Source organism: Bifidobacterium pullorum subsp. saeculare, from assembly GCF_016899725.1.
Taxonomy (GTDB): domain Bacteria; phylum Actinomycetota; class Actinomycetes; order Actinomycetales; family Bifidobacteriaceae; genus Bifidobacterium; species Bifidobacterium pullorum_C.
This window is the reverse complement of sequence record NZ_JACLYU010000001.1, coordinates 172,605-197,393: the sequence shown is the minus strand read 5'-3', so window position 1 is coordinate 197,393 and position 24,789 is coordinate 172,605. Positions and strand designations below refer to the sequence as shown.

The following is a 24,789-nucleotide window of genomic DNA, read 5'->3' as shown; positions in this document are numbered from 1 at the left end:
CCATCAAGCACCCAAGAAAGGTCCAAGGTCCCCATGCCCACAGCCTATGAGAACGCTGGCGTCAGCGTCGAAGCCGGTTATGAGGTCGTCAATCGCATCCAGAGCCACGTGGCCCGCACCGCCCGCCCCGGCGCCGGCGGCATCGGCGGCTTCGGCGGCCTGTTCGACCTGTCCCTGCTCGGCTACCGGGAGCCGGTGCTCATCTCCGGCACCGACGGCGTCGGCACCAAGCTCATGGTCGCCAAGATGATGAACAAGCACGACACCATCGGCCAGGACTGCGTGGCCATGTGTGTCAACGACATCCTCGCCCAGGGCGCCGAGCCGCTGTTCTTCCTCGACTACATTGCCTGCGGCAAGAACGACCCGGCCCTGCTCGAGCAGGTCGTCAAGGGCGTGGCCGACGGCTGCGTGCAGGCCGGCGCCGCGCTCGTGGGCGGCGAGACCGCCGAAATGCCGGACATGTACACTCCGGACGAGTACGACCTGGCCGGCTTCACCGTGGGCGTGGCCGAGAAGTCGAGGATCATCGACGGCTCGGCGATCGCCGAGGGCGACGTGCTCATCGGCCTGCCGTCCTCCGGCATCCACTCCAACGGCTACTCGCTGGTGCGCAAGATCCTGTTCAAGGACCACCACATGTCCGTGGACGACCGCCCCGAGGAGCTGGGCGGTGAGACGCTGGGCGAGGAGATCCTCAAGCCCACGCGCATCTACGCCAAGGCCCTCAAGCCCCTGTTCGCCGGCGACCAGCTGCTCCACGGCGTGGCGCACATCACCGGCGGCGCGTTCGTGGAGAAGGTGCCGCGCATCATCCCCGAGGGCCTGGCCGCCTCCTTCGACATCTCCTCCTGGCAGGTGCCGCCGATCTTCCAGATGCTCGAGCGTCTGGGCGGCGTCGATCACAAGGAGATGTACAACATCTTCAACATGGGCATCGGCATGGTGCTTGTCGTCGCTCCGGAGAAGGTGGCCGAGGTCGAGGCCATCCTCGACGCGGAGCAGGAGGTCCACCACACCATCGGTTCCATCGTCAAGGATGTGGACGGCACCCGCGTCCAGCTGCATCAGTGAGCGTGACGGGGCCGCGGCCATGACCGGCCGCGGCCCCGTCCCAGGTTTTCAGGCCGGCGTCGCCGGCATCCCATCAACGGAAGGCACAGACATCATGAAGGTTCTGGTCATCGGCTCGGGCGCACGCGAGCACGCCATCGCCCACGCGCTGCTCAGGGGCGGCTCCGTCGAGCAGGTCACCGTCGCCCCCGGCAACCCGGGCATGGAGAAGGACGGCATCAAGACCACGCGGCTGAGCGAATCGAACCACGCGGCGCTCATCGACTTCGTCAAGGACAACGGCTACGACTGGGTGTTCGTCGGCCCGGAGGTCCCTCTGATCGAAGGCATCGTCGACGACTTCCAGGCCGCCGGCATCCCGGCCTTCGGCCCGTCGAAGGCCGCCGCCCAGATCGAAGGCTCCAAGGACTTCGCCAAGCGGCTCATGGAGCGCCACGGCATCCCGACCGCCGCCTACCGCACCTTCGAAGACCTGGCGTCCGCCAAGGCCTATGTGGCCGAGCACGGCGCGCCGATCGTCATCAAGGCCGACGGCCTGGCCGCCGGCAAGGGCGTCACCGTGGCGATGGACGTCGAGACCGCCGACGCGGCGCTGGAGGACATCTTCGTCGACCACCGCTTCGGTTCCGCCGGCGCCAAGGTGGTCGTCGAGGACTTCCTGGAGGGCCAGGAGTTCTCCCTGATGAGCTTCGTCAACGGCACCGACTTCTGGCCGATGCCGATCTCCCAGGACCACAAGCGCGCCTACGACGGCGACAAGGGCCCGAACACCGGCGGCATGGGCGCCTACAGCCCGGTGCCGCAGATCGGCGAGGACGTGGTCCGCGCCGCGGTCGACACCATCGTCCGCCCGACTGTGGAGGCGATGGCCGAGGAGGGCACGCCGTTCACCGGCATCCTGTACGCGGGCCTTATCGCCACCGCGGACGGCCCGAAGGTCATCGAGTTCAACGCCCGCTTCGGCGACCCGGAGACCGAGGTCGTGCTGCCGCGGCTGACCAGCGACCTGGGCGCCGGCATCAAGGCCATCCTCGACGGCGGCACCCCGGACTTCACGTGGGCCGCCGACGGCGCCACCCTGGGCGTGGTGCTCGCCTCCGACGGCTACCCGACCGACGTGGTCAAGGGCGCGCATGTGCCCGACATCCCGGTGGACGATGACGCGCATGTGTATTACGCGGGCGTGGCCGCCGGCCAGGAGCCGGGCGAGCTGGTGGCCAGCTCCGGCCGCGTGCTCTTCGTGGAGGTGTCCGCGCCGACCATCAAGGCCGCGCAGGACAAGGTGTACGGCATCCTCGACGGGCTCGACGTCACCGGCATGTTCTACCGCCATGACATCGGCGCCAAGGCGCTGGCCGCCTCCGGCGGCGAGGCCTGACGGTCCGGTCCGTCCGACGGGCGCCTCCCCATCCCGGGGAGACGCCCGTCGTCGTATCCGGGCGCGAAGCGGCATGCCCGTGCGGCGGGTACAATGGGCGCCAACCGCACGGACGGCACCGGGGAAGGCGCCGCGCGCCCGAGACGCAAGGAGGCACCATGCACACGCAGCAACGCACCCACCGTTACTTCGAGGGGGCGTCGGTGGTCGTCACCGGCGCCGGCAGCGGCATCGGACGGCTCATGGCCCTGCGCGTCGCCAGGGAAGGCGGCCGCGTCGCCGTCTGGGACATCGACGGGCAGGCGGCGCAGACCACCGTCGACATGGCCGAGCAGGAGGCGCGGCAGGCGCTCGGCCCGGCCGCGCAGGGCGCGCCGCGCGCCATCGCGCTGACCGTGGACGTGACCGACCCCGCCGCAGTGCGCGAGGCGGCCGGACGCACACTTGCGGCGCTCGGCAAGGTGAACGTGCTCATCAACAACGCCGGCATCGTCTCCGGCGCCCCGTTCGAGGAGCTCACCGAACGGCAGATCCGCCGCACCTTCGAGGTGAACGCGCTGAGCCTGTACTGGACCACGAAGGCGTTCCTGCCCGAGCTGCGCCGCCGCCGGCGCGCCGCCATCGTCACCGTCGCCTCCGCGGCGGGCATCGTCGCGGTGGCCGGCCAGACCGACTACGCGGCCAGCAAGTTCGCGGCCGTCGGCTTCACCAACGCGCTGCGCAGCGAGCTCAAGAAAGCCGGCTCCACCATCCGCACGCTGCTCGTCTGCCCCTATTACATCGACACCGGCATGTTTGAGGGCGTGACCACCCGCTTCCCGCTGCTGCTGCCGATCCTCAAGGAGGAGGCCGTGGCGGACCGCATCGTCGAGGCGGTGGCCAAGGGGCGCGAACGGCTCATCATGCCGCCGTTCGCCGCCGTCGCCGGACTGGTGGCGGCGCTGCCGCCGAAGGTGGCCGACCCGATCTACTCGTTGTTCGGTCTCAACGAGGGCATGGACCATTTCACCGGAAGGAGGGACGCGCGATGAGCGGGGGCACCACGGCATCCCCGGACGCGGCGCGCTCCGCCGCCGACCCGCGTGCGGTGGCGGAGCGCCTGCGCGCCACCTTCGCATCCGGCCGCACCAAATCCCTGGCATGGCGGCGCAGCCAGCTGACCGCGCTGCGCCGCATGCTCGGCGAGAACCGCGGCGCGCTGGAGGACGCGGTGCGGGCTGACCTGGGCAAACCGGCGGCGGAGACGCTGCTTATGGAGATCGACCTGGTGATGGACGAGGCCCGCTTCGTGCGCCGGCGCATGGCCGGCTGGTCGGCGCGCAAACCCAAGCCGATGCACTGGTTGCTCCAGCCGGCGTTCGCATGGACGCTGGACGAGCCGAAGGGCGTGGCGCTTATCATCTCGCCGTGGAACTACCCGGTGCTGCTGAGCCTGGAGCCGTTGGCGGACGCGATCGCCGCCGGCAACGCGGTGTGCCTCAAACCCTCCGAGCTCTCCCCCGCCACCTCGGCGCTTATCGCCCGGCTCGTGGCCGACTACCTCGACCCGGAGGCCTTCGCGGTCGTGCAGGGCGGACCGGAGGAGACGACGGCCCTGCTCGAGCAGCCCTTCGACCATATCTTCTACACCGGCGGCGGACGGGTCGGACGCATCGTCATGGAGGCGGCGGCGCGGCATCTGACGCCAGTGACGCTGGAGCTCGGCGGCAAGTCGCCGTGCTTCGTGGACGACACGGTGGACCTCAACACCGCGGCCCGGCGCATCGCGTGGGGCAAGTTCACGAACGCCGGCCAGACCTGCGTGGCGCCGGACTATGTGCTCGCCACGCCGGGGGTGGCCGAGATGCTCGCGCGGCGCATCGCGGTGGCCGTCACCGAATTCTACGGGGAGGATCCGCGGCGGTCGCCGGATTTCGCACGCATCGTCAACGACCGTCACTTCCAGCGGGTGACCGGGCTTATGGAAGGCGCCGGGCAGCTGGTGTGCGGCGGCGAGACCGACCGCGCCGAGCGCTATGTGGCGCCCACCGTGTTCCTGGGCACGCCGCCGGACGCGCCGGTGATGGGCGAGGAGATCTTCGGCCCGATCCTGCCGGTGGTCATCGTGCGCGATGTGGACGAGGCGATCGCGTTCATCAACGCGCGCTCCCATCCGCTCGCCGCCTACGTGTTCTCGCATTCGCGCGAGGTGCGCCGCCGCTTCGAGCGGGACACGAGTTCGGGGGCGCTGGGCTACGGCCTGCCGCTGGGCCATCTCATCTCCAGCCGTCTGCCGTTCGGCGGCGTCGGTTTCTCCGGGATGGGCGCCTACCACGGGCGCGAGGGCTTCCGCGTGTTCAGCCACACCAAGACCGTGGTGGACAAGCCGTTGTTCCCGGACACGCTGCGGCTGGTGTACCCGCCGTTCACCAAGCTCCGGGAGCGGCTGGTCCGGGTGCTCGCCAAGCTCAGCTGACCGGTTGGCCCTGTCCGGGCCGCGGGGCCCGGACAGGGCCGGGCAGGGCCGGTGGCACCGCCGGTTGGTAGGATGGCCTCCGACCGTTTTCCAGGAAGGTGCCATGACGGACGATTTGCAGCAGACCGGTTCCTCCGGCGCGGACGCGCCCCGCTCCCCCGAGCGTACCCACGATGCGACGCGGGCCACGTCGCGCCCGCCGAGGGCGAAGCGCAAGGCGGACCGCCGCGCCCGCCGCAGGGAGTTCCACGAGGAGCTGCGCGCGCAGATGCGCGAACATCGGAGCACCTTCGTGGTGTATGTGACGCTGCGGCTGCTGGTCATCGTGACGATGGTGCTGCAGTTCCTCAACGGCAACTACGAGAACGTCGCGCTGTGCGTCGCCACGCTGCTCATGCTCATCGCGCCCAGCTTCGTGCAGGTGCGCTTCCAGGTGGAGCTGCCGGATGTGCTGGAGATCATCCTGCTGGTGTTCGTGTTCGCCTCGGAGATCCTGGGCGAGATCAGCGCCTTCTACGTCATCTTCCCGTTCTGGGATACGATCCTGCACACGTTGAACGGATTCATCGCGGCCGCGATCGGATTCTCGCTCATCGACATCCTCAACCGCTCGGCGTGGGTCGAGTCGCATCTGTCGCCGTTGTACGTGGCGATGATGTCGTTCTGCTTCTCGATGACGATCGGCGTGCTGTGGGAGTTCTTCGAATTCACGATGGACATGCTCTTCGGCTTCGACATGCAGAAGGACACGGTGGTCCACTCCATCAGCTCGGTGCTGCTCGGCCCGACCGGCGGCAACACCCCCACCGCCATCCGCGGCATCACGGAGGTGGCCGTCAACGGCCGGGACCTGGGGCTGGGCGGCTATCTCGACATCGGTCTCATCGACACGATGCAGGACCTCATCGTCAACTTCATCGGCGCGTTCGTGTTCTGCGTGTTCGGCTACCTGTACGTGAGGAACCGCGGCCGCAGGACGTGGCTAAGCCGCCTCATCCCCCACCGCAGGCGCGCTGAGACCGAAACCGAGGCCCGAACCGAGGCTTTGGAGTCCGCCCGATGAAGATGACCGAGGACGAGTTCGCCGGCACGGTGGAGAAGGCGCTGGCCGGCATCCCGGAACGTTTCCGCGGCGTACTCGACAACGTGGGCGTGGCCGTCGCCCCCGAGCCCACCGCGCGCGAGCTGGGCACCCTGGCCTGCGGCGGAAGCGAACTGCTCGGCCTGTACGAGGGCGTGCCGCTGCCGCAACGCACCACCGGCTACGGCGGCGTGATGCCGGATGTCATCACCATCTTCCAAGGGCCGCATGAGCGGATCTGCGCCACGCGCGCGCAAATGGTGGAGCAGATCCGCAGAACCGTCATCCATGAGATCGGCCATTACTTCGGCTTCGACGACGACTATCTGCACGCCCACGGCTACTGACGCGCGGCGCCTTCGCCCGTCGTCGCCTCACATGGCGCGAGTCGCGGCCCGGCGGCGGGCGCGCAGGCGGAACGCGCAGCACAGCGCCACCCAGCTGACCACGCAGATCACCACCATGGTGACGAAGGTCCACTGGCCGCCCACGGCCGTGGCATGCATGAATTCGGGGCTGCCCTCCGCGCCGTGGCCGGCCTGGGCGATGGCGATGAGCGTGGAGAACAGGGCGGTGCCCGCGGCGCCGCCGAACTGCAGCGAGGTGTTGAAGATGGCGTTGCCGTCCGGGGTGAGCTCGTGCGGCAGCTCGCTCAGCGCGCTGGTCATCACGTTGGCGTTGCCCATCGCGAAGCTGAAGCCGAAGATGAAGTAGAACACGGCGAGCGTGGCGGGCGTCAGGTCCAGCGCGAACACGGCAAGCAGCACCGGGCCGAGCGTGGCCACGGCAAAGGGGACGAGCACCGGCAGCGTGGCGCCGAAGCGGTCGTACAGCCAGCCGCCGATGGGCGCGCACACGGCGCCGATGAGCGCGCCGGGCAGCACGAGCGCGCCGGCGAGGAAGGCGTTGGCGCCCAAGGCCAGCTGGGCCACGTTAGTGACCACGTAGCCGAAGCCGATGGACACGATCGGCATGATGAGGTAGGCCACCAGATGCAACAGCACCACCGGGTCGCGCAGGATCCCCAGGCGCAGCAACGGCGAGAACGCGCGCTTGGTGAGCAGGGCGAAGCCAACGAGCGCGGCCACGCCGACCGCGAACGCGGCGATGGCCACGGCGGTGGCGGTGCGCGAGGGATGGCCGGCCACGGCGGCGCTCACGGCCACGCCGGCTTGGTTGAGGCCCAGCACCATGCCGACGAGCGCGAGCACGATGGCACCGAGCTGCAGCGGGTCGAGGTAGGCGGCCTCGGTGGGGCTTTTCTGTTCGATGCATTTGCAGCCGACCACGCAGGCCACCAGCACGATGGGGACGACGATGACGTAGATGGCCCGCCACGGCAGCACGCTGGTCACGGCGCCGCCGACGGTGGGGCCGATGGCCGGGGCCACGGTGATGACGAGGGAGCCGACGCCCATGAGTCGCCCGATCTTCGAACGCGGCGACTGTTCGAGGATAATGTTCATCATAAGCGGGGTGGCGATGCCCGAACCCATGCCCTGGATCACGCGCGCCACGATGAGCAGCGGGAACGCCGGTGCCACGATCATGATGGCCGAGCCGGCGATGGCCAGGGCCACGGCCGCCAGGAACAGCGACTTGAGCCGGAAGCGGCGCTTGAGGAAGGAAGAGACCGGCATGGTTGCGGCCACGGTGAGCAGGTAGATGGTGGTCACCCATTGCACGGTGGCCGTGTCCACGCCGAACTCGCGCATGAGTTCGGGGAAGAGCACCGTCATCACGGTTTCGGTGAGGATGCCGATGAAGGAGAGGGCGCCGACGGCGACGATGGCGCCGATGAGTTTGGCAGGGATGCGGTCGTCGGCCGGGACGCCGGGGCGTCCTGGGGTTGCGGGAGTGGTGCCAGGCATGGGTGGGTTCCGTTTCCTACTGGTTCGTCGTGGGCCGTGCGATGACGGCCGGCTTGGAACTGTAGTCGCCGTGGCTGGACAAACCAGGCCGCGCCGGCTCACCTGCCGGCATGCTCGTCCCCGGCGTGCAGGATCGGCCGGATGCGCGCCAGGCGCTGGCCCACCTCATGCTCGTAGCCGCGGTCGTTCGGATGGTAGTACTCGGTGCCTTTCAGGTCGTCGGGCAGGTACTGCTGCGGGGCCACGGCACCGGGCCAGTCGTGCGCGTACTTGTAGCCCTCGTGGTTGCCCCATTCCTTCATGAGCTTGGTGGGGGCGTTCCTCAGGTGCAGCGGCACCGCGCCGATATGGCCGGCGTCCACGTCCGCCAACGCCTGGTTGATGGCCAGGTAGCTGGCGTTGGACTTGGGCGCGGTGGCGACGGCGAGCGCCGCCTCCGACAGGATGATGCGCGCCTCGGGCATGCCGACCAGGGCCACGGCCTGGGCGGCGGCGACCGTGACCTGCAGGATCTGCGGGGCGGCCATGCCGACCTCCTCGGCAGCGGCGATCATGATGCGCCGGGCGATGAAGCGGGGGTCCTCCCCCGCGCGGATCATGCGGGCCAGGTAGTGGACGGTGGCGTCCGGGTCGGAGCCGCGCATCGACTTGATGAACGCGGAGATCACGTCGTAGTGGTCGTCGCCGTCCTTGTCGTAGCGCACGGTGGCCACGTCCATGACGGTGGAGACGACCTCGGGCGTGATCGTCGGGCGGCGGGCGCCCTTGGCGCGCGCCTTGTCACCGGTGACGGCGCCGGCCGCGGCCTCGAGGATGGTCAGGGATTTGCGGCCGTCGCCGCCGGCCATGCGCACGATCTCCGCGACGGCCTCGTCGGTGGCCTTCACCTCGCCCTTGAGCCCGTGGGAACTGGCGAGCGCCCGGGTGACCAGTTCGGTCAGTTCCTGCGGTTCCAGGGATTCGAGCTTGACGACGACCGAGCGGGAGAGCAGCGGTTTGATGATGGAGAAACTGGGGTTCTCGGTGGTGGCGCCGATGAAGGTGACGTCACGGTTCTCCACGGCGGGCAGCAGCGCGTCCTGCTGGGATTTGGAGAAGCGGTGCACCTCGTCGATGAACAGGACGGTTTCCTCGCCTTTGGCGACGAGCCGCTCGTGGGCGCGGGCGAGCACCTCGCGCACGTCTTTGACGCCGGAGGTGACGGCGGAGAGTTCCTCGAACACGCGGCCTGACTGCCGGGCCACGATGTAGGCGAGCGTGGTCTTGCCCACGCCGGGAGGGCCGAACAGGATAACGGAGCTCGGCGCCGTCAGGCTGCCCTTCGAGGCGGGGTTGGCGAGGCGGCGCAGGGGCGACCCCTCCCCCAGCACCTGGCGCTGGCCGACCACCTCGTCCAGGGTGGCTGGGCGCATGCGCACGGCCAGCGGGCGCGTCACGTCACGGGGGGCGTCCGTCGCCCCGAACAGGTCCTGTTCCTCGCTCATACCCCTCACTCTACCGCACGCTCGAACAGCTGTTCGACCGACTGCGACACGCGCTTCGAGATCACCGACGAACGACTGGCAACGCTGAAAGCCGACGGCTACCAGATTGTCGGCCGCTATCTGACCGAGCCGAACCGGGAATCGCTGGATCCCAAGGACTACTTCAAGGCGATCCGCCCCGGCGAGTTGGAGCGCATCACCAAGGGCGGCATGAAATTCTACCCGATCTTCCAGGAGTATTCCACGAAGCTGGAGCATTTCACACCGGCGAACGGAGCCGCCCATGCCAAGGCCGCGCGTGAGGCAGCCGAACGTCTGGGCATTCCGCCCACTCACATTTACTTCGCCGTGGACTTCGATGCCACCGACGACCAGGTGACCAGCACTATCCTGCCGTATTTCAAGTCCATACTGGCAAATCTTGGCGGAGGGTACAAGGTCGGCATCTACGCTTCGCGCAATATCTGCAGCCGCGTCATCAATGCCGGACAGGCTGGCGTGGCCTTCGTATCGGATATGTCGACAGAATTCTCGGGCAATCCGGGATTCCCAATTCCGGATAACTGGGTATACGACCAGTTCACCGAAATCAGTAACTACAAGAACCAAGGTTGGGATCTGGACCGAGTTGCCTATTCAGGCAAGATGGAAGCAGTATCCTACGTCAGGCAACCGTCAGCCGGCGGCAGCGAAATTAATCAGGGGACAGATTACACCCAGATGGATGCCATTGACCTCATCTGGCATTTAGAACAGCGTTTCGATGAATTGCGCGCACAGGGTAAAGTTGGAAGAGATTATATCCCAAATGGTACGACCGGAATCTGGAATACCGTCCCTACCTGGGAGTGTATGTTGAAATATTTATCTAAGTACTATCTACGCGTCGGCGGGAACAAATCCACTCTGAAGTGGTCCATGGCTGTGGAAAACTTCCGCAGCGCCGATGCAAAGGTTCTTGAAGCCGACACGGAATCCGCAAAAATCATCGAGGCGTTGGATCGCTATATCGGCTCCTGGCGCCAATCCATGGTCGATATCTCTAATGAAGAGGTGGATTTGGCACATATGTGCGTCACAACGTTATGAACTGGCCTGGTTTTTGTTCCGCCCTTATAGTGAGGCAGCTTGTGCTGCCTGGTGTTCATAGTACTCGTTCTCGACCTGCTGTGGTGTCTTGTAGCCCAGGGACTGGTGGAGCCGCTTCGTGTTCCACCACGAGACCCACTGGAACGCGGCCAGTTCCAGCCCGTCCAGACTGCGGAAGGGCCTGCCGCGCCAGACGAGCTCGGTCCTGTACGCGCCGTCGACGGATTCGGCCATGGCGTTGTCGCACGAGTCGCCGACCATGCCCGTGGACGGGAGCATCCCGTACTCCATCACCCTGGTGGCGCACACCGTGCCGATGTACAGGGCGCCGTGGCCGCCGTGGCGCACGAGCCCCCGGGCGCCGCCGCGCCTCGACGCCCAGGAGACCGCCCGTTCCAACGCCCGCAGGGGCAGCTCCTCCGTGTTCATGCTCGCGGCGCACGCCCAGCCGACGATACGACGCGCGTACACGTCGGCGACGAACGCCGCATACGCGAACCGGCCGCCGGCCATGCGCGCGTAGGCGATGCCGGCCACATGCAGCCGGTCCGGCGCGCACGCCCGGAACCCGCGCTCCACCAGGCCGGGCCTGCCGCCCGCGCCCTTGGCGGGCCGGGCGGCCGCGGGCGCGCGTCCGCGGCGCACACCCCGGACGCCCAGTCCGCGCACGATCCGCGCGACCTGGTCACGGCCGATCCCCGTCCATCCCCGCGCCAGCAGCCGGGCGCGCATCTTCCCGTACCCGCACACGGCCATGAAGAAGTCCGAGCGGATCTGCATGATGCCGCGCGCCAGAGCCTCGTGACGCGCGACCACGCGGCTTACCGGCCTGCTCTTGAACCGGCGGCAGCCTCGCGGCGTGAGGAACCCGCAGTCCAGGGCCGCGGACAGGACCCGGCAGATCGACCCGACCCCGAAACGATCCCGATGCCCGTCGATGCACGCGGCCATCAGAGCCGTGCCGGGCCGAGCCTTGCCGCGAAAAAAGCCGACGCCGTCGTCAGGATCTCGTTCGCCCGACGCAATTCGACGACCTCCCCGCGCAGACGCTTGAGCTCCTCCAGCGCGGCCTGCACGTCCTGCGCGGACCGCGCGGCCGCGGCCCCGTCCGCCTGGCTGCGCCAACGGCGCAGCGTCTCCGGGGCCACGCCCAGGTTCCCGGCGACCTGCGCCAACGCGCGTGTCTCGGATGAATGCGACTCCCGTGACTCCACCAGAAGCCCGACGGCCTTCTGACAGAACTCCGGCGTATACCGCATGCCCTTGCCCATGATCCCATCATCTCCCATCCAGTCAGGGGAAACACGGAACAAAAATCAGGCCATATCAATGGGATTACATCGAATATAGCGGAGAATTACATTCATCAATACCTTCCTTCTACTTGCCAGCACTTCTTACCTTTGACACAATTTCAACATCTCTAATCCTCGGTCAGACTTCTTCTGCGACGTATCATTCAAGCACAGTATATCTCAGACATCACTCAGCTATGTACCTCACTTTCCGTTTCACCAATCCGTTATGTTTACGCAGAACCTTTTGCATCATCTGCAGGTTTCGCCGCCACACCTTCCCCGCCCACACTCAACCCTTCCTCGTCGACGTCGCGCACACCGATCAGATACCCGTATCGACCGTGGTTTGGGTCCTTGGTGAACTCGATGACATTGGTGTCGAGATCCAACGGGAGCAAAACCACGAAAATAACAGGAAGAGACGTGCCCAGCGTAAGCAATGAAGCACAGAAAGTCCCAAACCTTCGTCACCAGGGCGATGAGACAGTTTCGGGATAAGCGCCGCGAATACCGGCCTGCATGATATTGCCCACGATGCGGTGGCAGCCCCACCGTGCGGTGGTCAGAATTGTTGGAATTCAGCGCCACCGCATCGTGGGACCACCGCATCGTGGACGAACCACCGCACGGTGGGCGCCCCAATGAATCAGCTCACCGGCCCCACGTGGTAGTCGACGAACACGACCTCGCCGGACTCCTGGGTGGCGTCGAGGTCGACGGTGCCGGTGATGGCCCAGTCGTGGTCGCCGTCGGAGTCGTCGATCACCTGGCGCACGCGCCACGTGTGCTCGTCGCGCTCGTGCCGGTCGTCGAGGATGAACAACTCACCGGAGCGCGCCTCGGCGCCGGTCTCCACATACTCGTGCTCGTCGTAGTAGTCGTCGAGCGTGTCCTCCCACTCGTGCACGCCCCAGCCCCAGTCCTTGTCCAGGGCGCCCAGCTCCTCCGGCCGGTCCAGGTCCATAAGCGTCACGCGGCGGAACAGCGCGTTGCGCACCAGCACCGTCAGTCCCCGCCGGTCCTCCACCACCTCGTCGCGTCGTCCGGGGGCGGCGAGGCTGGCGGCCGCCTCGGAGGCGTCGAGCGAGGCGTCGGCCTCGCCGGCATGCTCCCATTCGTCCACCAGCGAGGAGTCGATGGAGCGCACGAGCACGCGCAGCCAGGCGATGATGTCGTCGAGCTGCTCGTCGCGTTTCTCCGGCGGCACGGTGCGGGAGAGCGCGCGGTACGCGTCCGACAGGTAGCGCAGCAGCGTGCCCTCGGAGCGGGCGATGTTGTAGCGGGCGATGTAGCCGGTGAAGTCGGAGGCGGTCTCCACCATGTCGCGCACCACGGATTTGGGGGAAAGCCAGTAGTCGTTGGCCCACGGCACGTCGTGGCGGTACTGCGCGAAGGCCGCGTCGAGCATCTCCTCCAGGGGCTTGGGGTAGGTGATGTCGGCGAGCTTCTCCATGCGCTCCTCGTACTCGAGCCCGTCGGCCTTCATGTCGGCCATGGCCCTGTCGCGGGCGGCGCGCTCCTGGGCGCGCAGCACCTGCTTGGGATCGTCGAGCGTGGACTCGACCATCGAGATGACGTCGAGCGCGTACGTGGGCGATTCGGGGTCGAGCAGCTCGAGCGCGGCCAGCAGGAATGGGGACAGCGGCTGGTCGAGCGCGAAGTCGTCCGGCATGTCCATCGTCATGAAGTAGTCGGTGCCGCCGTGGCCGTCGTCCTCGGCTTCGATGACCTCCGTGTCGAACAGCGTGGCGAAGATCTCGTCGGCGCGCTGGTGCAGTTTTTCCTTCTGCTCGGGGGTCTGCGCGGAGTCGTCGATGAGCCGGTCGATGCGCCGGCGCGCGTCGCCGCCCTGCTCCACCTCGTTGAGCACCATGGCATGCGTAATCTTCAGGTGCGGGACCAGCGTCTCCGGCGCCGCGTCGATGAGCCGGTCGAAGGTGTGCTCGTTCCAGGTGACGAAGCCCTCCGGCGGCTTCTTGCGCTTGACCTTCTTGAGCTTCTTCGGGTCGCCGCCCGCCTTGGCGATGGCCTTCTGGTTCTCGATCTCGTATTCGGGCGCCTCCGCGATCACCAGGCCCTTGGTGTCGAAGCCCATGCGCCCGGCGCGGCCGGCGATCTGGTGGAATTCGCGGGCCTTGAGCCGGCGCATCTTCGAACCGTCGAATTTGGTCAGGGCGGTGAGCACCACCGAGTGGATCGGCACGTTGATGCCCACGCCCAGCGTGTCGGTGCCGCAGATGACGGGCAGCAGGCCCTGCTGGGCGAGCTGCTCGACCAGGCGGCGGTAGCGCGGCAGCATGCCGGCGTGGTGGATGCCGACGCCGGCGCGCAGCAGCCGCTGCAGGATCTTGCCGAAGGCGGTGGTGAAGCGCACGCCCTTGATGGCCTCGGCGATGGCGGCGCGCTGCTCCTTGCTGGACACTCCGGTGGAGGCGAGCGCGTTCGCGGTCTCCAGCGCGGCGTCCTGGGAGAAGTGCACGACGTAGATCGGTGTGGAGCCTTCGCGGAAGGCGAGCTCGACGGTTTTCTCCAGCGGGTCGAGCGTGTATTCGTAGCTCAGCGGCACGGGCCGGGGCGCGTCGGCGATGACGTCCACGTCCGGAGTGTCGTTCAGGTCGGCGAGCTTGTCCGCGATGGCGGTCACGTCGCCCAGCGTGGCGCTCATGAGCAGGAACTGGGTCTGCGGCAGCGTGAGCAGCGGCACCTGCCAGGCCCAGCCGCGTTCCGGGTCGCCGTAGTAGTGGAACTCGTCCATGGCCACGAGCCCCACGTCCGCGTGCTCGCCCTCGCGCAGCGCTTGGTTGGCGAGGATCTCCGCGGTGCAGCAGATGATCGGCGCGTCCGCGTTGATGCGGGTGTCGCCGGTGATCATGCCGACGTTGTCGCGCCCGAAGGCCTCCACCAGGTCGAAGAACTTCTCCGAGACGAGCGCCTTGATCGGCGCCGTGTAGTACGAGCGCCGCCCGGTGCACAGGGCCGCGAAGTGCATGCCGAGGGCCACCATCGATTTGCCGGAGCCGGTGGGCGTATTGAGGATCACATGGTCCCCGGCCAACAGGTCCATGATGGCCTCCTCCTGGTGGGGCCAGGGTTCGATGCCCTTGGTATCCGCCACCCAGCCGAAGAACCGCTCGTAGATGTCGTCGTCGGTGAGGTTGCGTGCGCGTCCTTCGCCGTCCCATGCGGGGGCGAGCGCCCCCAGCGAGCCGAAGGTGCTGGTCTTCTCGTCGGTCATACCCGTCAGTCTAGCGGCCAGCCGGCATCGGCCGTCCTGCCCGGGCGCCCGATATGGCGGGAGCGCCCCGCCGCGGCCGATGCGGCGGGGCGCTCCCGTGGGCCGGCCGGCGCGGACTGCGCCTGCCGGCCGGTCCCTCACTCGGATTCCGGCCGCGCGGCGGACTCCCCGCCCTCGGGCAGCTCGTCGCGGTACCGTTTGCCGGTGCGCGGGTCGATCTGCGACTCGGGATGGGTCTCGTCGTAGCCTTGCTCGTAGCGCGACTGGCGCCAGTTGCGGATCGAGGCGTTTGTGCCGCGATGGTGGACGTGGTACTGGCGCGGCGTGCCGCGCAGCGGGCGTTCCTCGACCTCCTTGGCCACGGCGATCTGGTTGACGTTCGACGGGTCGCCGGCGGCGATTGGCGCGAGCGGCTCCAGCTCGGCGGGGGCGGCGGTCATGCGCTGCATGCGCGAGGGCAGCCATTCGGCCAGCCGGCTCAGCAGCCAGCAGACGATGAAGTACACGACGCCGGCCACCACCAGGGTCTGCAGGATGTTGAAGTACATCGAGCCCAGGCGGCGGGATTCCTGCAGCAGATCGGTGTACATGATGATCGAGCCCAGGGCCGTGTCCTTGAGCACGACGACGAGCTGGGTGACGGCCGCGGGCAGCATCGCGACGATGGCCTGCGGCACCTCGACCTGCATCAGCGACTGCGTCTGCGTCAGGCCCAGCGCCAGCGACGCCTCGCGCTGGCCGCAGGGCAGGTTGCCGACGCCGGAGCGGACGAGCTCGGCGACGACCGAGCCGTTGTACAGCACCAGGGCCAGGACCACCGCCCAGTAGCTGGCCTCCTGGATGCCGGCGAAGGCGAACCAGCGCCAGAAGAAGATCATGAGCAGCAGCACGGGCACGGCGCGGCAGAACTCGACGACGGCGCCGGAGATGACCCTCAGCGCGACGTTCGGCAGCAGACGGCCGATGCCGAACACCAGGCCGAAGGCCACGGAGCCGATCACGGCCAGCACGGAGGCCTTGACCGTCATCCACAGGCCGGGCAGGTAGAAGTCGGTCCAGGCCTCGGCCTCGAGCGCGGGCTTCCACAGGGCCCAGTCGAGCTGGTTCTCGCCATCCGGCGGGTTGTGCAGGCGCAGCAGCACGAGCACGACCACCACCGCGAAGACGGCGGCGGCCACCCAGTTGAGCACCATGATGCGGCGGCGGCCCTTGGGGCCGGGCTGGTCGAAGAGCACGGACGAGGACGCCGAAGCGGCGTTGTGTTTGCTGGTCATGGCGGTCACCTCCTCACCGCGAGCTTGTTGGACAGGTATGTGGTGAGCATGCCGATCGGGATGATGAGGATCACATAGCCGAACGCGAAGATCAGGAAGATCGACACGATGACGTCCGGATGGTATTCGATCATCTCGCTCATCAGCGAGCTCGTCTCGGTGGACACGGAGGCGGCGGCCGCGACCGTGGAGTTCTTGAGCAACGCGATGAGCGTGTTGCCCAGCGGCGCGACGGAGCCGCGGAAAGCCTGCGGCAGGATGATCTGCGTGGCGGACTGCATGAAGTTCAGCCCCAGCGCACGGGCGGCCTCGGCCTGGCCCAGCGGCACCGTGTTGATGCCGCTGCGCAGCGACTCGCACACGAAGGCCGCGGTGTACAGGCTCAGGCCGCACACCGCCAGCCAGAAGAAGTTCGTGGCAAAGACGTCGGAGAAGCTGAGCTTGAGCTGCGCGAAGGCGCCCAGGACCATGAACACCATGATGATGGTCAGCGGCATGTTCTTGAAGAACTCGACGTAGCCGCCGGCCACCGCCCGCAGCGAGGAGATGGGCGAGATGCGCATCATGACGAGCACGGTGCCCAGCAGCATCGAGAACAGCGCGCTCCACAGGGTCAGCTCGATGTTGACGAGGAAGGCGTGGAGCACATCGTATTCGGAGAAGAGCATGAGGAAGCTGTCCATGGGTCAGTCCTCCTTCCCGGTGGCGACGCGGTCATGGCCGACGCCCTCGGTGGCCTTGGGCGGGTTCACCTTGGCGTTGGGCGTGTAGCCGGTCCCCTTGGTGTTGTCCTTGATGGCGCGCTCCCAGGAGCCGTCGGCGACCATCTGGTTGATGGCCTTGTCGATCTTGCGCGCCAGGTCCGTGGAGCCCTTCTTGATGCCGACGCCGTAGTACTCCTCGGTGAAGGGCTTGCCCACCACCTCGAGCTTGCCACGGGAGGCGGCGGCCAGGCCGGCGAGGATGATGTCGTCGGTGGTGACCGCGTCCACGATGCCGCTGAACAGGGCGGTGGCGCATTCGGCGTACCCGGGCTGCTCCATGAGCTGCACCTCGTTGGCGAAACGGTCCTTGACGGTTTTCGCGGAGGTGGAGCCGGTCACGGAGCACAGGCGCTTGCCGTTCAAATCCTCGGGGCCGCGGATGGAGGTGTCGCCTTTGCGTACCATGAGGTCCTGGCCGGCCACGAAGTAGGGGCCGGCGAAGTCGACGGCGTTCTTGCGCTCGGCGGTGATCGAATACGTGGCCAGGATCATGTCCACGTCGCCGTTCTGCAGCATCGCCTCGCGCTGCTTGCTCGGCGCCTCCTTCCACACGATCTGGTCGTCGGAATAGCCCAGGTCGCGGGCGATGTAGCGGGCCACGTCCACGTCGAAGCCGACGTAGGTGCCGGACTTCTTGAAGCCCAGGCCCGGCTGGTCGAACTTGATGCCGATGCGGATCTTGCCCGCCTCGTCATCGGAGCCGCAGGCGGCCAGCGCCACCGTGCAGGCGGCGGCGCACACGGCGGCCACGCAGCGTTTCACAAGGTGTTTCATACGGAAGACTCCTCGGTGTCAGTGCGTCAGGATCTTCGAGAGGAAGTCCTTGGCACGGTCGGTCTGCGGATGCTCGAAGAACTCCTCGGGGGTGTTCTGCTCGAGGATCCGGCCGTCGGCCATGAACACGACGCGGTTGGCCACCTTGCGGGCGAAGCCCATCTCGTGGGTGACGCAGATCATCGTCATGCCCTCGTGGGCGAGCTCGACCATCACATCGAGCACCTCGTTGACCATCTCGGGGTCGAGGGCGGAGGTCGGCTCGTCGAACAGCATCACCTTCGGATGCATCGCCAGGGCGCGGGCGATGGCCACGCGCTGCTGCTGGCCGCCGGAGAGCTGGGAGGGCATCTTGGCCGCCTGCGAGTCGACGCCCACGCGGGCGAGCAGCTCCATGGCCAGGTCCTCGGCCTCCTTCCGGTCCATGTGGCGCACCTTGATGGGCGCGAGGGTGACGTTGTCGAGGATCGACTTGTTGGCGAAGAGGTTGAAGGACTGGAACACCATGCCCACCTCGGCGCGCAGGCTCGCCAGTTCTTTGCCCTCCTGGGGCAGCGGACGGCCGTCGATGCGGATGACGCCGGAGTCGATGGTCTCCAGGCGGTTGATGGTGCGGCACATCGTGGATTTGCCGGAGCCGGAGGGGCCGACGACCACCAGCACCTCGCCTTTGCCCACGGTGAGGTTGATGTCCTTGAGCACGTGGAGCTCGCCGAAATGCTTCTCCACATGGGAGAGCTCGACGAGCGGGCTGCGCGGATCCTCCGCGCCGGGCACGAGCGCCGCCATCGGGCGCTGGATCTCACTGTTCTGTTCGGTCATAAGGGACACCCTATCGAATCCCCCGGCCACGGGGCCGTCGGATGTCCCCCATTCGGGCGGCCGACGCGTTCCGCCGGCCGCCCCGTCATCCCTCCTTGACGAGGCAAGCCCCGCCGAAGCGGGGCTTGCGCACATCCGGGGAGCGAGGGGTCACTCCTCCTCGTCGGGGTCGTAGTCGACGCCGGTCTCGGCGCGCTGTTCGGCCGAAATCGGGGCCGGGGCGCCGGTCAGCGGGTCGCGGCCGCCGCCGGCCTTCGGGAAGGCGATGACGTCGCGGATGGTGTCGGCGCCGGCCAGGATGGACACGGTGCGGTCCCAGCCCAGGGCGATGCCCGCGTGGGGCGGCGCGCCGTACTTGAAGGCCTCGAGCAGGAAGCCGAACTTGTCCTCGGCCTCTTCCTTGCCGATGCCGAGCACGTCGAGCACGCGGTCCTGGATGTCGTCGCGGTGGATACGCACCGAGCCGCCGCCCATCTCCTCGCCGTTGCAGACGATGTCGTAGGAGTCGCTCATCGCATGCTCGGGATCCTTGTCGAAGGTGTCGATCCAGTCCTTGGACGGCATGGTGAACGGGTGGTGCATCGAGGTCCACTTGGAGTGGGAGATCGAGTAGTCGTCGTCGTCCGGGTCGTCGGTCGGCTTGAACAGCGGGAAGTCGACCACCCAGGTGAAGGCGAACTTCTTCGGGTCGAGCAGGCCCTCGCGACGGGCGAGCTCCACGCGCACGGCGCCCAGCAGCAGCTGGGAGGACTCGCGGCCGCCGGCGGCGAAGAACACGGCGTCGCCTTCCTCGGCGTGCACGGCCTCGCGCAGGCCCTGGCGCTCCTGCTCGGAGAGGTTCTTGGCGACGGGGCCCTTGAGCTCGCCGTTCTCGCCGAAGACCACGTAGGCCAGGCCCTTGGCGCCGCGCTGCTTGGCCCAGTCCTGCCAGGCGTCGAACTGGCGGCGCGGCGTGGCGGCGCCGCCCTTGAACACCACGGCGCCCACGTACGGGGCCTGGAACACGCGGAACGGGGTGTCCTTGAAGTAGTCGGTGAGCTCCACGAGCTCGTTGCCGAAGCGCAGGTCCGGCTTGTCGGAGCCGTACTTGTCCATCGCATCCTTCCAGGAGATGCGCGGCAGCGGCAGCTCGACCTCGTAGCCGGCGGACTTCCAGATGGCGGCGATGACCTTCTCGGCCATGGCCATCACATCCTCCTGGTCCACGTACGCCATCTCCATGTCCAGCTGGGTGAACTCGGGCTGGCGGTCGGCGCGGAAATCCTCGTCGCGGTAGCAGCGGGCGAGCTGGTAGTAGCGCTCGACGCCGGAGACCATGAGCAACTGCTTGAGCAGCTGCGGGCTCTGCGGCAGCGCGTACCAGGAGCCCGGCACCAGACGGGCCGGCACCACGAAGTCGCGGGCGCCCTCCGGCGTGGACTTGATGAAGGTCGGGGTCTCCACCTCGGTGAAGTCCATCTCCTCCAGGGCGTGGCGGGCCGCCTTGGCCATGTCGGAACGCAGCTTCAGGTTGCGCTGCATGGAGGGGCGGCGCAGGTCGAGGTAGCGGTACTTGAGGCGCACGTCCTCGCCCGGCAGCTTGTTCTCGGACTCGTTCTCCAGCGCGGTGGACACCTGGAACGGCAGCGCGTCGGACTTGGCGAGCACCTCCATCGTCTCGGCCACGACCTCGATCTTGCCGGTGGCCAGGTGGGTGTTCTCGTTGCCCTCGGGGCGCAGGCGCACCTCGCCGGTCACCTGGATGACGAACTCGCTGCGCAGCGGGCGGGCCATCTCCTCGTCGTAGATGACGACCTGCACCAGGCCGGAGCTGTCGCGCAGGTCGATGAAGGCCACGCCGCCGTGGTCGCGCCGGCGGTCGACCCAACCGGCGAGGGTCACCTTCTGGCCGACGAGGGCCTCGGTCACCTCGGTGGCGTGATGTGTTCTGTAAGCCGTCTGGCTCATCTTCGCTTACTCCCTGTTCTCTTCCCGCGCCCATGTCCGGCGGGAGTGGATGTGCGTTGGAAAATCGCCGTTTCCGTCAGTCCAGGACGACGGTCTGCCGAGCGGACATGCTATCCGGCTCCCACGACGTGGCGTCGGCCGGAGACTGCTCGCCGGAGACGATGTCCTTGACCTCGTCGCCGGCCCCGTCCTGGCCGGGGAACCACACGTAGGGGATGCCGAGCTTGTCGGCGTATTTGATCTGCTTGCCGAGCTTGGCGGCGGTGGGGGCCACGTCGACCGCGATGCCGCGGGCGCGCAGCTTGGCGGCGATGGCGTCGGAGGCGTCACGCTCGTCCTCGTTCCACACGGCCACCATCACGGCGGCCGGGGAGACGCGGCTGGCGTGGGCGCCGGCCACGTGCAGCATGTGGGAGACCAAGCGGGACAGACCGATGGACAGGCCCACGCCGGGGTACTTGCGGCTGCCGGAGGAGGCGAGGTTGTCGTAGCGGCCGCCGGAACAGATCGAGCCGAGCGAGGCGGCGCCGTCGAGGAAGGTCTCGTACACGGAACCGGTGTAATAGTCGAGTCCGCGGGCGATCTTCAGATCGGCGATCACCGAGCCGGGGCGGATGGCCGCGGCCTTGTCGATGATCATCGCGAGCGTGTCCAGGCCCTGGATGGCGAGCGCGTACGCCTCGCCGTCGGTGGCGATGCCGTGCGCCGCGCACAAGGCGTCGAACTTTTCGCGCAGCTGCGCGCCGTCGGCGGCGGTGAGGTCCGCGAGCTCGAGGCAGGCGGCGGCCTGCGCCTCGGTGGCGCCGCAGGTGAGCACCAGCAGCTTGGCCACCTCGTCGGCGCCGATCTTGTCGAGCTTGTCGATCTCACGCAGCACGCCCTCGATGTCCGTCAGGCCCAGGCCGCGGTAGAAGCCTTCGGAGAGCTTGCGGTTGTTGGCGTGCACGGTGGCCTTCGGGCAGCCGTACGGCCGCAGCTCCTCCAGCGCGGCGACCATGACCAGCGGCAGCTCCACCTCGTAGTGGTCGGGCAGCGTGCCCTCGCCGATCACGTCCACGTCGGCCTGCACGAACTCGCGAAAGCGGCCCTCCTGCGGGCGCTCGCCGCGCCACACCTTCTGGATCTGCCACCGCTTGAACGGGAAGACGAGCCGGCCGGAGTTCTCCACGACGTACCGGCTCAGCGGCACCGTCAGGTCGAAGTGCAGGCCCAGCCGCTCCTCGACGGGGGTGTCGTTCTCCTGGCCGACCTCCTGCAGGCGGCTCAGCAGATAGATCTCCTTGCTGGTCTCGCCCTTCTTGAGCAGGGAGGCGCCGGTTTCGACGGCGCGCGTCTCGATGCCGATGAAGCCGTTGAGCTCAAAGACCTTGCGAAGCGTGTCGATAACACGCTGCTCCACCACACGTTCCGAGGGGAGCCACTCGGGAAAACCTGATATTGATGCACCTTTAGCCACGGAATCAATATAATAAGTGAGGTTGCGGAAAACACCGGGCCTTCTCCCGATGCGGAACGCACCCCTCCATTCCACGAAGCCTAAGGAGCTGGCCATGGCCGACGAGACCGACACCACCATCGAGAACACCGCCCAGAACACCGCACCGGCACCGTCGCCGGCCGCCGCTGAGGCGACGACGCCCGCCGCGGCCAAGCCGGCGGCGCCGTCCCCGGCCGCGATGCCCAAGCTCCACGCCCCCTCCCCCGCCGCGTTCGCCAAGCGTCCCGCGGCGGCCGCCCACGTGCCCGCCCCGGCCGCCGGCTCCTACTCCGAGGAGGCCGTGAAGGCCGCCGAGGCGTTCGGCCGCGTGGACGACAACGGCACCGTGTATGTGCGCGAGGGCGAGGCCGAGCGCGAGGTCGGCCAGTTCCCGGACGCCTCCAAGGAGGAGGCGCTGGCCCTGTACGCGCGCCGCTACCTCGACCTCAAGGAGAAGCTGGACCTGCTGGAGAACCGCCTCGACGCGGCGAACGTCAAGGCCCGCGAGATCGACGACGCGCTCAAGACCCTGGGCGAGGAGACCGCCGAGCCGGCCGTCGTCGGCGACATCGCGGCGCTCAAGGCCCAGTTCGAGGCGCTCAAGGCCGCCGGCGAGAAGAAGAAGGCCGAGCTGGCCGAGGCCCGCAAGGCCGCTGTGGCCAAGGCCGTGGCCGAGCGCACGAAGATCGTCGAGAAGGCCGAGGCGCTGGCCGCCGGCCTGGGCGACGGCACGAACTGGCGTTCCACCGCGGACAAGTTCCGTTCGCTGTTTGACGAGTGGCAGAACCACCAGCGCACCACCGTGCGCATCGACAAGGCCGACGCGGATGCGCTGTGGAAGCGCTTCTCCGCCGCCCGCACCACGTTCAACCAGGCCCGCCGCAAGTGGGCGCAGGCGCGCGACGCCGAGCGCAACCACGCCAAGGAGGCCAAGGAGGCGATCATCGCCGAGGCGAACGAGATCAAGGACTCCACCGCCTGGGGCGAGACCTCCCGCAAGTTCAACGAGCTCATGGACCGTTGGAAGAAGGCGGGCCGCGCCGGCCGCAACGAGGACGACGCACTGTGGGCGCGCTTCCGCGAGGCCGCCGACACCTTCTTCAACGCCCGCCAGGCCGACCGCGACCAGATCTCCTCCTCCGAGAAGGAGAACCTGGCCGCCAAGGAGGCGCTGCTGGCCAAGGCCGAGGCGCTGGTGCCGGTCGCGGACGAGAAGGCCGCCAAGCAGGCGCGCCAGGCCCTCGCCGCCATCCAGGAGGAGTGGGACCAGATCGGCTACGTGCCGCGTGAGGCGATGCACCGCATCGAGTCCCGTCTGGATGCGGTGGACAAGCAGATCAAGGCCGTGGAGGACGCCGCCTGGAAGCAGTCCGACCCGGAGGCCGACGCCCGCAAGTCCAGCTTCGAGGAGCAGCTCATCGCGCAGCTCAAGGAACTCGACGAGAAGATCGCCGCCGAGTCCGACCCGGCGAAGAAGTCCAAGCTCGAGGCCGAAAAGGCCACCAAGGAGCAGTGGCTCAACGCCGTGAAGTGAGCCGCCCGGCCCGCGTCCACTGACACATGGCCATCGGTGCCCCTGGCCCGTCCCTCCCCCATCCCGGGAATCGACGGGCCAGGGGCACCGTCGTATTCCGGCGACCATCGCCCACCGTGCAGCGTCCCACCGTGCGGTGGTTTCCCCACGATGCGGTAGTTTCCCCACCGTGCGGTAGTCCCACGATGCGGTGGCGCGGAATTCCAACGATATGCGGCACCGCACCGTGGGCGAGTACCGCATCGTGGGAGTTCCACCGCATCGTGGGGCATCACTACCGTGCCATGGACCGGCGCCGTGAGGCCAGACGCTCGCGCTCATGCCTCCGGGCGTTGACGGCGAGTCTTGGGTCGGCGAGGCAACGGCATTCACGCGCAGGGCAGCCGGGCACCGGGATACCCAGGGCCTCGGCCACCTGGGCCACGAAACGTCGCTGCGAGCGCATGTCGGACAGGTCGTCGGCGAACACCACGATCACCGTCCAACCCAGTTGGCGCAACCTGTCGCGTTTGCGTTGGTCGCGCACATACTGGCTGCGGAACCGGCGGTGATGGTCGCCGTCGTATTCGATGGCCACCTTCCGCTCCGGATACGCCATGTCCACGACGTACCGCATGCCACGCTCGCAATCCTCCACCACATACCCGGTACGGCATTCCGGCAATCCGTTCCGGCGCAGAACCAACCGTGTCCTGGTCTCCTGCACGGAGTCCGACGAGGCCATCAACCCCAGCGCCGCCAGGCAGCGCCTGCGCCCGGTGACCTTGCGCAGCGACTCCAGCCGTTGTGCGAACCGCTCCCCGGTGATCGACCAACGACGCGCAATGGCCTCGGCGAGCACCACCAGCTCGACCACATCGAGATACTGCGCGTAATGGATCCACACATCGACCGGAGCCATGCAGACCACGCCGCTGTTGAGCCGCCAACACTCATAGGGGTGCTGCCAGCAGCGGTATTCGGCCACCTTGGAGAGGGAACGTTGCGCAGGCGTCCGCACGACCACGCGCAACATGCCGCCTGGCAGGGCGGCGCACCGTGGCTGCTCCACCTCGAGCAACGCCAAGGCCGTGTCCAAGGCGAAGCACACCGTCCTCGCCTTGCACAGGCTCTCCATATACCGCAGGCACCGATCATGGCAGTCGGCGCCCCGGCGCATCAGCTCAGTGCGCATATAGTCGCGCACTTCCCCTCCGATCACGGGCAGGTCATTCATCGCGTCCATGGTTCCA

General features: G+C 67.8%; 19 protein-coding genes and 1 pseudogene. 8 read left to right on the top strand and 12 right to left on the bottom strand.

All coding sequences use genetic code 11. The features are described from left to right. Positions 1-33 precede the first annotated feature (33 nt). From purM to H7U32_RS00790, 6 genes are all read left to right on the top strand, one after another. The gene (purM, locus tag H7U32_RS00815) at positions 34-1,074 is read left to right on the top strand and encodes a phosphoribosylformylglycinamidine cyclo-ligase (RefSeq protein WP_204467172.1); all 1,041 of its coding nucleotides are present in this window, start codon (positions 34-36) and stop codon (positions 1,072-1,074) included. Positions 1,075-1,168: 94 nt separating this feature from the next. Next, positions 1,169-2,452 carry a phosphoribosylamine--glycine ligase gene (gene purD / locus H7U32_RS00810; RefSeq protein ID WP_204467171.1) on the top strand — a complete coding sequence of 428 codons (1,284 nt, stop codon included), beginning with the start codon at positions 1,169-1,171 and terminating at the stop codon, positions 2,450-2,452. Positions 2,453-2,610: 158 nt separating this feature from the next. Beyond that, on the top strand, positions 2,611-3,483 hold the full coding sequence (locus tag H7U32_RS00805) for an SDR family oxidoreductase (protein WP_204467169.1): 873 nt from the start codon (positions 2,611-2,613) through the stop codon (positions 3,481-3,483). Continuing rightward, positions 3,480-4,907, top strand: a complete 1,428-nt coding sequence (locus H7U32_RS00800; RefSeq protein WP_204467167.1) for an aldehyde dehydrogenase family protein — start codon at positions 3,480-3,482, stop codon at positions 4,905-4,907. Before H7U32_RS00805 ends, H7U32_RS00800 begins: the two co-directional genes overlap by 4 nt. 268 nt (positions 4,908-5,175) lie before the next feature. After that, on the top strand, positions 5,176-5,970 hold the full coding sequence (locus H7U32_RS00795; protein WP_239457399.1) for a hypothetical protein: 795 nt from the start codon (positions 5,176-5,178) through the stop codon (positions 5,968-5,970). After that, positions 5,967-6,335, top strand: a complete 369-nt coding sequence (locus H7U32_RS00790) for a metallopeptidase family protein (RefSeq protein ID WP_204467165.1) — start codon at positions 5,967-5,969, stop codon at positions 6,333-6,335. The genes H7U32_RS00795 and H7U32_RS00790 overlap by 4 nt, the downstream gene beginning before the upstream one ends. A gap of 27 nt (positions 6,336-6,362) precedes the next feature. On the opposite strand, the gene H7U32_RS00785 is transcribed toward H7U32_RS00790, so the two are convergent. After that, a complete protein-coding gene (locus H7U32_RS00785) occupies positions 6,363-7,859 on the bottom strand; it encodes an MDR family MFS transporter (RefSeq protein ID WP_204467164.1) in 1,497 nt (498 codons plus the stop codon). A gap of 98 nt (positions 7,860-7,957) precedes the next feature. Then, positions 7,958-9,343 carry a replication-associated recombination protein A gene (locus H7U32_RS00780; protein WP_204467162.1) on the bottom strand — a complete coding sequence of 462 codons (1,386 nt, stop codon included), beginning with the start codon at positions 9,341-9,343 and terminating at the stop codon, positions 7,958-7,960. On the opposite strand from H7U32_RS00780, the gene H7U32_RS10665 reads away from it, so the two are divergent. Next, positions 9,230-10,432 carry a glycoside hydrolase domain-containing protein gene (locus H7U32_RS10665; RefSeq protein WP_306452342.1) on the top strand — a complete coding sequence of 401 codons (1,203 nt, stop codon included), beginning with the start codon at positions 9,230-9,232 and terminating at the stop codon, positions 10,430-10,432. The genes H7U32_RS00780 and H7U32_RS10665 overlap by 114 nt on opposite strands. 55 nt (positions 10,433-10,487) lie before the next feature. Here H7U32_RS10665 and H7U32_RS00770 read toward each other — a convergent pair. The 9 genes and pseudogenes from H7U32_RS00770 to hisS all read right to left on the bottom strand — a co-directional run bounded on the left by H7U32_RS00770 (position 10,488) and on the right by hisS (position 22,002). Beyond that, positions 10,488-11,703 (bottom strand): annotated as a pseudogene (locus tag H7U32_RS00770) (IS3 family transposase). 257 nt (positions 11,704-11,960) lie between these two features. After that, on the bottom strand, positions 11,961-12,119 hold the full coding sequence (locus H7U32_RS00765) for a hypothetical protein (protein WP_204467160.1): 159 nt from the start codon (positions 12,117-12,119) through the stop codon (positions 11,961-11,963). Between the two features lie 257 nt (positions 12,120-12,376). Beyond that, positions 12,377-14,965: a DEAD/DEAH box helicase gene (locus H7U32_RS00760; protein ID WP_204467158.1), complete on the bottom strand. Its 2,589-nt coding sequence runs from the start codon at positions 14,963-14,965 to the stop codon at positions 12,377-12,379. Positions 14,966-15,102: 137 nt separating this feature from the next. Then, positions 15,103-16,239 (bottom strand): amino acid ABC transporter permease, encoded by a 1,137-nt coding sequence (locus H7U32_RS00755; protein WP_204467156.1) that lies wholly within the window; start codon positions 16,237-16,239, stop codon positions 15,103-15,105. A gap of 5 nt (positions 16,240-16,244) precedes the next feature. Beyond that, entirely contained in the window at positions 16,245-16,922 is a 678-nt protein-coding gene (locus tag H7U32_RS00750) for an amino acid ABC transporter permease (protein WP_204467154.1), read from the bottom strand. Positions 16,923-16,925: 3 nt separating this feature from the next. Continuing rightward, on the bottom strand, positions 16,926-17,777 hold the full coding sequence (locus H7U32_RS00745; protein ID WP_204467152.1) for a glutamate ABC transporter substrate-binding protein: 852 nt from the start codon (positions 17,775-17,777) through the stop codon (positions 16,926-16,928). An 18-nt stretch (positions 17,778-17,795) separates the two neighbouring features. Continuing rightward, positions 17,796-18,566: an amino acid ABC transporter ATP-binding protein gene (locus H7U32_RS00740; RefSeq protein ID WP_204467373.1), complete on the bottom strand. Its 771-nt coding sequence runs from the start codon at positions 18,564-18,566 to the stop codon at positions 17,796-17,798. 183 nt (positions 18,567-18,749) lie between these two features. After that, a complete protein-coding gene (gene aspS / locus H7U32_RS00735) occupies positions 18,750-20,546 on the bottom strand; it encodes an aspartate--tRNA ligase (RefSeq protein WP_204467150.1) in 1,797 nt (598 codons plus the stop codon). Between the two features lie 76 nt (positions 20,547-20,622). Next, on the bottom strand, positions 20,623-22,002 hold the full coding sequence (gene hisS, locus H7U32_RS00730) for a histidine--tRNA ligase (RefSeq protein ID WP_204467149.1): 1,380 nt from the start codon (positions 22,000-22,002) through the stop codon (positions 20,623-20,625). Between the two features lie 94 nt (positions 22,003-22,096). Here hisS and H7U32_RS00725 point away from each other — a divergent pair, with 94 nt between their 5' ends. Beyond that, positions 22,097-23,557 carry a DUF349 domain-containing protein gene (locus H7U32_RS00725; protein ID WP_204467147.1) on the top strand — a complete coding sequence of 487 codons (1,461 nt, stop codon included), beginning with the start codon at positions 22,097-22,099 and terminating at the stop codon, positions 23,555-23,557. A 274-nt stretch (positions 23,558-23,831) separates the two neighbouring features. Here the strand turns inward: H7U32_RS00725 and H7U32_RS00720 are convergent, their stop codons facing one another. Continuing rightward, positions 23,832-24,782 carry an endonuclease domain-containing protein gene (locus H7U32_RS00720; protein ID WP_204467145.1) on the bottom strand — a complete coding sequence of 317 codons (951 nt, stop codon included), beginning with the start codon at positions 24,780-24,782 and terminating at the stop codon, positions 23,832-23,834. Between the last annotated feature and the right edge of the window lie 7 nt (positions 24,783-24,789).

Bases quoted from the DNA above. Each gene is read 5' to 3' on its own strand.
- purM (WP_204467172.1), top strand. From the start codon at position 34: ATGCCCACAGCCTATGAGAACGCTGGCGTCAGCGTCGAAGCCGGTTAT.
- purD (WP_204467171.1), top strand. From the start codon at position 1,169: ATGAAGGTTCTGGTCATCGGCTCGGGCGCACGCGAGCACGCCATCGCC.
- H7U32_RS00805 (WP_204467169.1), top strand. From the start codon at position 2,611: ATGCACACGCAGCAACGCACCCACCGTTACTTCGAGGGGGCGTCGGTG.
- H7U32_RS00800 (WP_204467167.1), top strand. From the start codon at position 3,480: ATGAGCGGGGGCACCACGGCATCCCCGGACGCGGCGCGCTCCGCCGCC.
- H7U32_RS00795 (WP_239457399.1), top strand. From the start codon at position 5,176: ATGCGCGAACATCGGAGCACCTTCGTGGTGTATGTGACGCTGCGGCTG.
- H7U32_RS00790 (WP_204467165.1), top strand. From the start codon at position 5,967: ATGAAGATGACCGAGGACGAGTTCGCCGGCACGGTGGAGAAGGCGCTG.
- H7U32_RS00785 (WP_204467164.1), bottom strand. From the start codon at position 7,859: ATGCCTGGCACCACTCCCGCAACCCCAGGACGCCCCGGCGTCCCGGCC.
- H7U32_RS00780 (WP_204467162.1), bottom strand. From the start codon at position 9,343: ATGAGCGAGGAACAGGACCTGTTCGGGGCGACGGACGCCCCCCGTGAC.
- H7U32_RS00760 (WP_204467158.1), bottom strand. From the start codon at position 14,965: ATGACCGACGAGAAGACCAGCACCTTCGGCTCGCTGGGGGCGCTCGCC.
- H7U32_RS00755 (WP_204467156.1), bottom strand. From the start codon at position 16,239: ATGACCAGCAAACACAACGCCGCTTCGGCGTCCTCGTCCGTGCTCTTC.
- H7U32_RS00750 (WP_204467154.1), bottom strand. From the start codon at position 16,922: ATGGACAGCTTCCTCATGCTCTTCTCCGAATACGATGTGCTCCACGCC.
- H7U32_RS00745 (WP_204467152.1), bottom strand. From the start codon at position 17,777: ATGAAACACCTTGTGAAACGCTGCGTGGCCGCCGTGTGCGCCGCCGCC.
- H7U32_RS00740 (WP_204467373.1), bottom strand. From the start codon at position 18,566: ATGGCGGCGCTCGTGCCCGGCGCGGAGGATCCGCGCAGCCCGCTCGTC.
- aspS (WP_204467150.1), bottom strand. From the start codon at position 20,546: ATGAGCCAGACGGCTTACAGAACACATCACGCCACCGAGGTGACCGAG.
- H7U32_RS00725 (WP_204467147.1), top strand. From the start codon at position 22,097: ATGGCCGACGAGACCGACACCACCATCGAGAACACCGCCCAGAACACC.
- H7U32_RS00720 (WP_204467145.1), bottom strand. From the start codon at position 24,782: ATGGACGCGATGAATGACCTGCCCGTGATCGGAGGGGAAGTGCGCGAC.